The sequence below is a fragment of the Mesorhizobium sp. A556 genome (assembly GCF_054489545.1).
Genome location: NZ_JBTMXA010000006.1, coordinates 247360 through 257018, shown reverse-complemented (window position 1 = coordinate 257018; position 9659 = coordinate 247360). Strand labels below are relative to the sequence as shown.

Sequence of the window (9659 nt, the reverse complement as noted above, 5' to 3'; positions counted from 1 at the left end):
GGGCCGCAGCAGAGCGCTGCCGGGCATGATTTTCGGGGGTTTGATCGACGTTTCGGGCCATTGGCGCAGGCTAGGGCATAACGAACGATAAGGCAACATTATCGGTCTTTTGTTATGCACGACAGGCGGTGCGGATAATGACGAATAAAGTGCATCAAGCGCACGACCACGGTAGGCCACCGGCCATGATTCGAGCCGATCAAACCAGGCCCCGGGCCAAAACAGATGCCGCAGTCGGCTCAACCCCGGCCGTCGTGCGGCTGATGGCCGGCCTGGGTCGTGCCGCGCGGGGCCGTCGCCAGCGATGCCGAAGCGGCTTTTATGGCCGGTGCGGCGCTGACTACGCTCGACATGCTGGTGCGGTCCGACCCGGCTTGGGCTGGTGCCTGGCGCCAGCGTCTCGCCCTCAAATGCGCCGCCGCCGCCGTTCGCCTTGCTGGCCGCAACGAGGATCAGGCGGCTCTGCGCGACGCCTGGGTTCTGCGCCAGCCCGGCGACGCGCCCGGGCCCGCCGGCACTTGTAGATATGTCGGTACTCGCGGGACATTTTCATTAGCTTCCCAATTCTGGGATGATGGAGATGCACATGAGCAAGGATCAGCGCGCGATACAGCGCAAGCTACGCATTCTGAGGCATGCGGACGAGACTGGGCATGTTGCGAAGACCTGCCGGTATTTTGGGATCGGTCGCAGCAGCTTCTACCGTTGGCGTGAAGCCTATCGGAAACACGGTGACGCCGGTTTGGTGAATCACCCGCCCATTCCTAAATGGCACGCCAACAGAACGCCTATCGAGATCGAGGAGAAGGTTCTCCTTCTCCGGAGCAAATATCATCTCGGCCCCATGCGCATCGTTTGGTATCGGGCGCGGTATCACGACATCAAGGTATCAGACGCAACCGTCTCCCGAATATTGAAACGCAATGGCGTCACCCGCCTTCCGCGCGGCGCCCGCCTGCGCAAGGTCCATACCAAGCGTTACAACAAGCAGGTTCCCGGCCACCACATTCAGATGGACGTCAAGTTCCTGACTTTCAAAGGGGCGCGCGGTGAAAAGGTTCGGCGCTTCCAGTTCACTGCCATTGATGACGCGACAAGAGTGCGGCCCTGAAGATCTACGAGAAACACACCCAGGCCAGCGCCATCGACTTCGTCGACCACATCATCGAGAAGTTCCCGTTCCGAATCCGTGAGATCAGGACCGACAACGGCCACGAATTCCAGGCAAAATTCCACTGGCACGTCGAGGACAAGGGCATTCGCCACGCATATATCAGACGCGGCACTCCGCAGTTGAATGGCAAGGTCGAGCGCTCACACCGATCAGATCAGCAGGAATTCTACCAGCTGCTCAGCTACAAGGATCACGTCGATCTCGAAGCAAAACTTGGCCAATGGGAGCAACTCTACAACTTCGCTCGACCGCACGGAGCCTTCAACGGAAAGACGCCTTACGAGGCGCTCCGCGAAAAGCTATAGTCGCACCACGAAATGCCCCAAGAGCACCTGCAGCTTACAATCGGCGCCTATGGTGCGGGTAAGACCTTCTTTCTGTTTCTCATCCGACAAATCGCCCTGCAACGTAAGCTTGCTGTCTGTCAGGCCGATCTCTCCCCGGACCGTCGCATCCACGCCACCGGCGGGCAGGCGCGTACGCTCTATGCCGAGCTCGAGCGTTTCAGGTTTTAACGGAAGCGTATCCTGCGTTAGCGAGATAGTTGGCGCATTCGACGGGATTGATAGTCGATACGAGGTAGCCGATGTGGCGCCATGTGTCCTCGATGGTGTGCTTCTGGGCTGCCGCATCCAATGCTTGATCTTGGCAAAGGCCTGTTCGATCGGGTTGAGGTCGGGCGAGTAGGGCGGCAGGAACCAGAACCTGGCTCCAGCAGCCCGTATCATCTGCCGCACGGCGGCCGACTTGTGGGAGCCGAGATTGTACATGATGACGATGTCTCCGGGTTCCAGCACCGGCACGAGTTGCTGTTCGACATAGGCCCGGAAGCACTGGCCGTTGATCGGCCCGTCGAAGACACAAGGTGCCGTCAGCCGATCGCAACGCAACGCGCCGAGGAAGGTCAGCGTGCGCCAATGGCCGTGCGGGGCGAAGCCGCGCAGGCGCTTGCCACGTGGTCCCCAGCCGCGCAGGGGTGCCATGTTGGTCTTGATCCATGTCTCGTCGATGAACACCAGCCGGCGTGGATCGAGGCCGACCTGCAAGGACCGCCAGCGTCGCCGCCGCCACGCGATGTCGACAGGCGCTTGCTCAAGGGCAAACAGCTTTTTTTTGAACCGAAGGCCCTCGCGCCGCAGGAACTGCCACACCGTGTCGTGCGACACCTTCACCCCGCGTGCCGTCAGTTCGCCTTCAGTCCGTGCAACGTCAAATGGGAAGTCTGAGCAATCCGCTCGACAATGAATGCCCGGTGCGGATCTAGAATACGCTTGCGGTGCCCGCCCATCTTGCCCGGCGCGACCAAACCTGTCGCTCGGTAGCGCTGATGCCACTTCACCGCAGAGGAAATGGCAACTCCAAAGCGCGCGGCGGCCGACCGGCTGCTTTCCCCTGCCGTGATCGCACCAACGACACGCTCCCGAAGATCATTGGATAAGGGTGCTGTCATAAGATGCTGGCGTCCTTTCCCAGCCAGCATCTTGAATCACAAAATCGATAAATCGGGAATCCCTCTCGATTCAATCAAGCACTGAACCGCTCTAGTCACCAGCCTGGCGACGCGCACCGCGCCGGATGGCGGTGCTCTCAGAAACATTTTGGAAAGCTACATCCAGAAAGCGTCGGAGCGCGCAGCCTCAAGCGGGATGGACATCGAAACCGCCATCAAACTGCGCGCGGCAGGCTTCTTGGTGTTCGAGGATTTGGCGATCATCTTGGTTCCTTCGTCATGCGCCGAGACCAAAACACTCCTTAAATCTCAATTGTAAATCTGAGACACAGGTGCTGACGGCGCACAGTGTACGCTGCTCGTCAGTATTTTTCGCGCAGCTTCAGTCCGAACGCTGCCCGTACCGCGTTCTCGGTCATCGGCTCCGCTGCATAGACGCCGATGCCCGTCGTCCAGTCTTCTTCAACATTGTCGCGGCGCGTGCCCGTGAGGTGGTGGAGCGAGTGGATCAGTTCGTGCGCCAGGACGACAAAGGAATAGGTGGCCTCGCCCTTGCCGGTCAAGATTTGAGCGTTGGTGTATTTCATGATCGATACCGAGCCGGTGCCGTTGCCGGCGGCAGTGATGTCGGCAGCCTGAGCGCAGCTCCCGCCGGCCGGGTGATAAGGGCAGTCCTTGATATTGTGCGAAGCCGCTGTCGATGGCTTCAGCGACTTTAAGACGCCAACGCCCGTGAAGCCCATCTTGTAGCCGGACTGCGTGTACTCCATCGAAGTTGGCACCGTGACGACATTGACACCTGCCTCGAACACGATCGCTTGAGCCTCAGTATTGGACGCAGCACCAGCAGTCCGTGCCCTTGGACGTGCTACCGCGATGTCCTCCAGCAGCTTTTCGCCAATTGGTTTGCTGTTTATGCGGCGTAGGTCCTCAAGCACCATGGACTGGAAGAACGGCTTCGTACTGGAATCGTAACGCACGGCAAAGCCTGGAAATTCAGGCAATTTGTTACTTACTATCGGCATTGGTCTGCACCCCCCCTTATTCGTTATTGTCCAAACCTGTTCAGCATGTCGCCTGTAAGAGTCGACCGCATCGCGTTTGAAATCGTCACTGAAACTACTGGTCCCCATCATGGCCTCCTTGCCTCAAATTTAGGGAGGAAGGCGTCCACAAATCTAGGGGCTATTCACTTCAACCCAAATCCAATCCATCAAATGCAGGGCTAACAGTTAGTTCATTTGGTATTTTTCGGATCTGAGAAGGCGAGCAGTCGAACAATCAGCGATTGAAGAAGCTGATCGTCTGCACGATCAATCGCCCAGAGCAGATAATAAGCACGAGATGCATTGATTGCGGTCGGGAACGGTTGAATAAGGTGCCCCTCGCCAAGGTAGCCGCGGGTCAAAACGTCAGAAACCAGTGCGATGCCTTTCCCCTGAACGGCAGATGCCACCGCATGTGCGACCGAAGGTACCCTCACCCTCGCACTTCCCTGTAAGCTGATGCGCGCAGCGGCCGCCCATTTTGCCCACTCGTCGCCGTCATCTTCGTGGAGCAGGGTAGTACCAGTCAGCGCCCGTTCCCGGCGCTGTAGGTCCAGTCTCGGAAATAGTGTCGGTGAACATACCGGGCGCAGTTTTACTTCGCTCAGAAGCTGCCACGACCGACCCTGGAATGGCGGATTGTCGTAAACAACGGCGATATCGTTGCTCTCCCAAGCGACTTGATCGTGTGTTACCGCTTCGTTGATGGTCACACTGGCAATGCCTCTGCTCTCGGCAAACTCAACGACGGCACTGCTCAGCCACGCTATTCCCAATGCGGTCGGCACGGAGACTTTAAGCGATTGGACGGGACCATCTCCGACAGGCCTTCCCGCGGCACGAGCAGCTTGTGAAAGCTGCCTCAAATTATGCGATACAGCCTGCGAGAAATCCCGGCCGGCGGACGTGAGAATGACGTTGCGCCCGGCTTTCTCAAAAAGCGTTGCCCCCGTGCGCTCGCTCAATTTTCGCAGTTGCAATGATATTGCGCCCGGACTGAGGTGCAATTCTTCGGCCGCACCCTTCAAGGTCCCGAGGCGGGCAACGGCCTCAAAAACACGAAGATACGGCAAAAATGCCAAAGACCGTGTCATGTCCGACGAGCCTGCTTCGTTGCGCGCGTCGCGTGAAAGCGACTAACCGATAAGTTTAATGGAACCATTTCATACAGGACAAATCGCTTTTATAGAACTTTCATAGCCCCTACAATCGGCCGGAAATGGAGGAGATGATGATCTCAGCAAACCCGTTCGACTTTCCGTATGATGGTAATCTGGTCCCGGCGACCACCGCGCTGGTCGTGATCGACCTGCAGCAGGATTTCCTTTCCACAACGGGTTATTTCGCCCGCAGCGGGTATGATCCCTCTCCCTTGAGGGCGATCCTGCCAACGGTAAATCGCTTGATCGCTGCCTGCAGGGCAGCGGGCATCCGTATCATTCACACCCGTCAAGGCTATCGCGGCGACCTCGCCGATATGACGCCGTATGAGAAATGGCGGCGTACGAGAGCGGGTCTCGATGGAACGGACGTGCTTTTGCGTTCCAGCCCCGGCTTTCAGATCGTTCCTGAAATCGATGTCACGCCCGACGACATCATCGTCGACAAGACCTGCAACAGCGCGTTTACCTACACCGATTTCGAACATGTGCTCAGGGCGCAAGGCATTACGCACCTGTTGTTTTCCGGTTGCACCACGGATGTGTGCGTCCACACGACGCTGAGGGAAGCGTGCGACCGGAATTTCCAGTGCCTGACGATCTCGGACGCATGCGCCAGCGGAGACCAAAAAGCTCATGAGGGCGCGCTGCACATGGTCACCGTCGAGAACGGAATATTCGGTGCGCTAACCGATACGCAATCCGTCATCGACGGGCTCGCGCGGCTCAAGGCGAGGCAAGCGTGATGACCAACAATCCGGCGCCGCAACGCTACGTGTCTCTCATGAAACTCACCGCCAAGGGGCTTGCCGAACTGTCGGACAGCGTGGCCCGCAGGAAACTGAGCGAGGCGCGCGTCGCGGCACTCGGCGGACGGTCGATCGCCTTCTACGCCACGCTCGGCGCCTACGACTTTGTCCAGGTTTTTGAAATGCCGGACAATGAGGCGATGATGCAGTACGTGCTTACCGCCCGGCGCGACGGCCATGTCGATCCGCTCATCCTGCCGGCATTCGACGCGCAGACCTATGGCGGTATTGTCGAACGTGTTGGCCGTGCCGCTACGATCGCCGTGCCGTGATGGTAGTGCCGGCCCGAGAAATCCTCGGACACGCAATGTATGCGAGCCGCCTCAACGACAGAGGCGGCTTTACTGCAATTCAGACAGGGCGTCGGAGATGATCGGGAGTTAATCCCGGTCCAGATAGCCGCGGGCTATTTCCCTCATGCGATCTCCGGTCATGCAGGCATTGTGGCCGCCATGAACCGTTTCGACATCAAGCTCGCACAACCGTTGCATGGTTCTTCGATACGCATTCTTGTCGCCACCCGGAAGATCGTCGATGAGGGTCCCTTCGTAAATTGCGTCACCGCTGAACAGGGTTCCGCCTTTCGCATCGAACAAGCCGATCGAGCCGGGCGAGTGACCGGGCAAGAACAGGATAGTGTAGATGCGATCGCCAAGGTCGACAGTGTCGCCTTCGCCTAATGCGGCCGTTAGCGGAGCGGCCGGAATGCGATAGTCTGTGATATCCCAACCGTCTTTGGGGAGATGCGCAAGGCAATCCACCTGCTCGCGAAAGTGATCGGCGAGCGTGTAGGCATCCGTCATTGTTTCAAAGGCCTGCGCCTCGACGGCATGCCCCAACCGATGCTCGAACTCATGGAATGAACCGATGTGATCGATATGGCTATGCGTGGCCACCGCGAAAACATGCTTCCCTTCGGGAATGACGAGGTCATTCCTTAGGCTCGTGACGCCCGTCCCGAAGTCGAGTACCAGATCGGCGTCCCGCCCCACTACATGGAAAATGTTGGCGCGGAACATGCGGTGCACATAAGGCTCCCAAAGCCTCCACACAGTGTCCGACAAGATCTCTTTTTCAAACCACGAGGATTGGGGCATTTTTCATAATCAAGGGGAGGGGCTTGCAAGGAACCGCACGTGCGACGGAGCGAACTGCCGTCAGCGATAACCGCGTGAAAGCCTGTATTCTATGCGGCTCTGTGCGAATGTCAGGACCGAAACGATGAGCAGGTAGTAAACGAGCGCTGCACTATACCACTCAAGAAACCTGAAACTTGACGAGATCGCAAACTGGGTGACCGTCATCAACTCCTTCAATGAGATGATGGTAGCCAGCGACGTTGTCTTCAGCAGGGATATGAACTCGTTGACCAGGGTTGGGACTGCGATCCGCAGGGCCTGCGGCAGTGTCACGAGGAGGAAGATTTGCCAGCGATGGAGCCCAAGTGCAGCAGCACCTTCCTTCTGACCCGCTCCGACAGCCGCGTAGGCACTTCTGAGGATTTCGGACAGGTATGCGATTTCGATAAGGGATAGCGCCACGAACGCCGCCACAAACGGGGTGAACCAGTCGGCGCGGAAGATGGCGGATATCTGGGGCAGCCCGTTCCATACGAATAGCAGAACGAGAAGGGCCGGAGCCCCTCTGAACAACCAGACATAGCCGACCACCAACCAACGCATCCACTTGCGCGGAGAACCAGACAGAGAACCCAGTCCCATAGCCAGGACCAGCGATACAGCCATGACAAGAATTGAAAGGCTGACTGTCAGAAAGGCGCCTTTTGCGAGGGCCGAACCGAATAACGCTGACATGAAGAGCTGGGGGTCGAACACTTTGTAGGCGCCCGTCAGTCGTGGGAAACGTCGGTTGACGTCGCAGGAAGGTTCCACTTTTGGAGTATGGCCTTCATCTCGCCGCTGGATTGAAGCGCTTCCAATGCGTCCTTCACCAATTTCCGGTTCTGCGCGCTCTTTCGCATATAGATGCCGTAGTTTTCACTGGCATCGTAGGTGTAAGCGATTTTCAACCGGTCGGGCATCTGCATCATGCGGAATGCCGCTGTCGTATCCTGCGTGATCGTTGCCGTTGCCCTGCCCACCAGAATCTGTTGGATGACTTCGGTTGCGGACGGATAGGTCTGCATTTGGACCGGTGCCTTGCCGGCCTTGGCCAGCTCTTCGTTGAGCGCCCCGATCATCGCTTCGTAGTTGGTGCCAGCCTCGATCGCCATGACTTTTCCGGTGGCGTCTTCAGGAGTCTTCGTCAGATCGTCGTCGGCCGCGGTCAATAGAACGACATGCGAGCCGAAGTACGGAACGCCGTCGTACTTTTCCAGTCGAGCGGACGTGATCAGGATGCCGCTGACCACAAGGTCGCAACGTGCGGAGTCCAGGGAAGGCAAGAGCCCTTTGAAATCACCGACTATGTACTTGGCGGTGGCCCCCCATCGCTTCGCGATTGCGTTGGTGACGTCGATTTCAAAACCGACCAGGTCGGTGTCACCCGGATTCTGATAATATTGCATCGGCGGAAAATCGCCGGCGGTGCAAACCTTGAGGATTCCATTGGAAACAAAGTCAGGCTTCTCATCCGCTGCCGCGACATAGCCGGTGGCCAGGACGAGGGCGAAAATCGCCCCGGTGCAGGTCGTGGCGACCTTGCGTCTGTTAAACTCGCTCATCGAATTTATTCCCCTTATTTTATTGTTTGGCAGCGCTGATGCCCGACGGTACAGAGCTTTTGATTGTAGACAAGCTAAAAATTGTCTGTCTTTTCTAGCAGAAAAACTCAACGATTATCGACCTTGCAGCCGAACCAAAATTTGAATCTGTTACCGGAGACGACCTGATGTTGATGCCTCCGTTACATGCTCTACGGGTCTTTGAAAGTGTTGCCAGACTCGGTCATGTCGGCGCTGCAGCAGCCGAGCTGAATGTGACGCCCGGTGCAGTTAGCCAGCAAATTCGGGCGCTTCAGTCGTTCCTCAATGTCGAGCTGTTTCAAAAGCGAGGTCGCCTGTTGGCGTTGACTGAAATGGGGGCTGTACTCCAGCGTTCAGTTGCAAGTGCGATGGAGATGATATCGACAGGTGTCAGACAGGTATCGTCCGTTTCTCCGGATGAGGGAAAGACGGTCCTGACCATTTCCATACCTCAAGTGCACGGGGTGGCTTGGCTGGCGACGCGTCTCTTCGCGTTCATGGCGGATAACCCCAGTTTCCAGCTGAACGTGAGAACGGCAGCTAAATTCGACGCGGTGGACTGGCGAAAGACTGACATCGCAATCGTTTATGGTGTTCCTCCCTGGCCAGGTTTCTGGTGGCAACTGCTTCATGGGATTCGCATGACGCCCGTATGCAGTCCGCAGTTGCTGCGTGGCCCCAGTGGCATTCGACAGGCAGGAGACCTCATCCATCATCGCCTTCTGCACGAGGATGACGGTTCGCAATGGCGTAGATGGCAAGCGAAAGCAGGTATCGCCTATGCCGGTGAATCGGCCGTCTACTTCGATGACTTTGGCATCGTTCTGCAGGCCGCTCGCGATGGATATGGCGTCGCCCTAAGCGACGAGGTCATCTCGGCACGCGACCTTGATGACGGCCGCCTGGTACAGCCTCTGACATTGGCCGTTCCAGCCCTTCACAATTATCACTGCATTTGTCCAGCGGCGAAGAGGGATAGGCCGGAGGTTGGATATTTCATCGATTGGCTTATTTACGAGGCCTCTCAGGAATTGCTGTTCAAATCTAACCGCCGGCCATCGCCGGGCTATTAATTAGTTTAGCCTTCACTTCGTGTGGTGGCGAGGGAGGGAGCGACAGCGTAACTGTCCTTTGCTGTTCTGGTCCTGCTCTGCCGTACATGCCATCACTGGCTCGCTCATTGTGAATTTGTGCCGAGCTTGACGCGAGCCTATAGAGAGCTTGTCAGCCACTACCTGTTCCCGGACTGCTTAGGGCGACCAGCGAAGGCAACGACACGGATGAAATCGAATAGCCCCTTTCGACAAAATCGTGAT

At 57.4% G+C, this 9659-nt stretch carries 9 protein-coding genes and 5 pseudogenes; 8 read left to right on the top strand and 6 right to left on the bottom strand.

What is annotated here, in order from left to right; all coding sequences use genetic code 11:
• Positions 1-321: 321 nt before the first annotated feature.
• From ACX3P0_RS14970 to ACX3P0_RS14955, 4 genes and pseudogenes are all read left to right on the top strand, one after another.
• Complete coding sequence (locus ACX3P0_RS14970) at positions 322-714, top strand: DUF1403 family protein (RefSeq protein WP_459089624.1); 393 nt, start codon at positions 322-324, stop codon at positions 712-714.
• Positions 608-856, top strand: a pseudogene (locus ACX3P0_RS14965) (helix-turn-helix domain-containing protein); the annotation flags it as partial. The gene ACX3P0_RS14970 and the pseudogene ACX3P0_RS14965, both read left to right, overlap by 107 nt.
• A pseudogene (locus tag ACX3P0_RS14960) lies at positions 778-1479 on the top strand (integrase core domain-containing protein); the annotation flags it as partial. The pseudogenes ACX3P0_RS14965 and ACX3P0_RS14960, both read left to right, overlap by 79 nt.
• 39 nt (positions 1480-1518) lie before the next feature.
• Positions 1519-1677, top strand: a pseudogene (locus ACX3P0_RS14955) (BREX system ATP-binding domain-containing protein); the annotation flags it as partial.
• A 1-nt stretch (position 1678) separates the two neighbouring features.
• On the opposite strand, the pseudogene ACX3P0_RS14950 reads toward ACX3P0_RS14955, so the two are convergent.
• Positions 1679-2624: pseudogene (locus ACX3P0_RS14950) on the bottom strand (IS630 family transposase).
• 103 nt (positions 2625-2727) lie between these two features.
• Here ACX3P0_RS14950 and ACX3P0_RS14945 point away from each other — a divergent pair.
• Positions 2728-2772 (top strand): annotated as a pseudogene (locus ACX3P0_RS14945) (hypothetical protein); the annotation flags it as partial.
• A 214-nt stretch (positions 2773-2986) separates the two neighbouring features.
• Here ACX3P0_RS14945 and ACX3P0_RS14940 read toward each other — a convergent pair.
• Both ACX3P0_RS14940 and ACX3P0_RS14935 read right to left on the bottom strand, forming a co-directional pair.
• Positions 2987-3649, bottom strand: a complete 663-nt coding sequence (locus ACX3P0_RS14940; protein WP_459089622.1) for a M91 family zinc metallopeptidase — start codon at positions 3647-3649, stop codon at positions 2987-2989.
• A 212-nt stretch (positions 3650-3861) separates the two neighbouring features.
• Positions 3862-4764, bottom strand: a complete 903-nt coding sequence (locus tag ACX3P0_RS14935; RefSeq protein ID WP_459089620.1) for a LysR family transcriptional regulator — start codon at positions 4762-4764, stop codon at positions 3862-3864.
• 137 nt (positions 4765-4901) lie between these two features.
• Here ACX3P0_RS14935 and ACX3P0_RS14930 point away from each other — a divergent pair, with 137 nt between their 5' ends.
• The gene (locus ACX3P0_RS14930) at positions 4902-5576 is read left to right on the top strand and encodes a cysteine hydrolase family protein (RefSeq protein WP_459089639.1); all 675 of its coding nucleotides are present in this window, start codon (positions 4902-4904) and stop codon (positions 5574-5576) included.
• Positions 5576-5911 (top strand): GYD domain-containing protein, encoded by a 336-nt coding sequence (locus tag ACX3P0_RS14925; RefSeq protein ID WP_459089618.1) that lies wholly within the window; start codon positions 5576-5578, stop codon positions 5909-5911. Before ACX3P0_RS14930 ends, ACX3P0_RS14925 begins: the two co-directional genes overlap by 1 nt.
• Positions 5912-6019: 108 nt before the next feature.
• Here ACX3P0_RS14925 and ACX3P0_RS14920 read toward each other — a convergent pair whose 3' ends face one another.
• The 3 genes from ACX3P0_RS14920 to ACX3P0_RS14910 all read right to left on the bottom strand — a co-directional run bounded on the left by ACX3P0_RS14920 (position 6020) and on the right by ACX3P0_RS14910 (position 8322).
• Positions 6020-6658, bottom strand: a complete 639-nt coding sequence (locus ACX3P0_RS14920; RefSeq protein WP_459089637.1) for an MBL fold metallo-hydrolase — start codon at positions 6656-6658, stop codon at positions 6020-6022.
• Between the two features lie 138 nt (positions 6659-6796).
• On the bottom strand, positions 6797-7474 hold the full coding sequence (locus tag ACX3P0_RS14915; protein WP_459089616.1) for an amino acid ABC transporter permease: 678 nt from the start codon (positions 7472-7474) through the stop codon (positions 6797-6799).
• 14 nt (positions 7475-7488) lie between these two features.
• Positions 7489-8322 (bottom strand): ABC transporter substrate-binding protein, encoded by an 834-nt coding sequence (locus ACX3P0_RS14910; protein ID WP_459089614.1) that lies wholly within the window; start codon positions 8320-8322, stop codon positions 7489-7491.
• Between the two features lie 167 nt (positions 8323-8489).
• On the opposite strand from ACX3P0_RS14910, the gene ACX3P0_RS14905 reads away from it, so the two are divergent.
• Positions 8490-9416 (top strand): LysR substrate-binding domain-containing protein, encoded by a 927-nt coding sequence (locus tag ACX3P0_RS14905; protein WP_459089612.1) that lies wholly within the window; start codon positions 8490-8492, stop codon positions 9414-9416.
• The last annotated feature ends 243 nt before the right edge of the window (positions 9417-9659 follow it).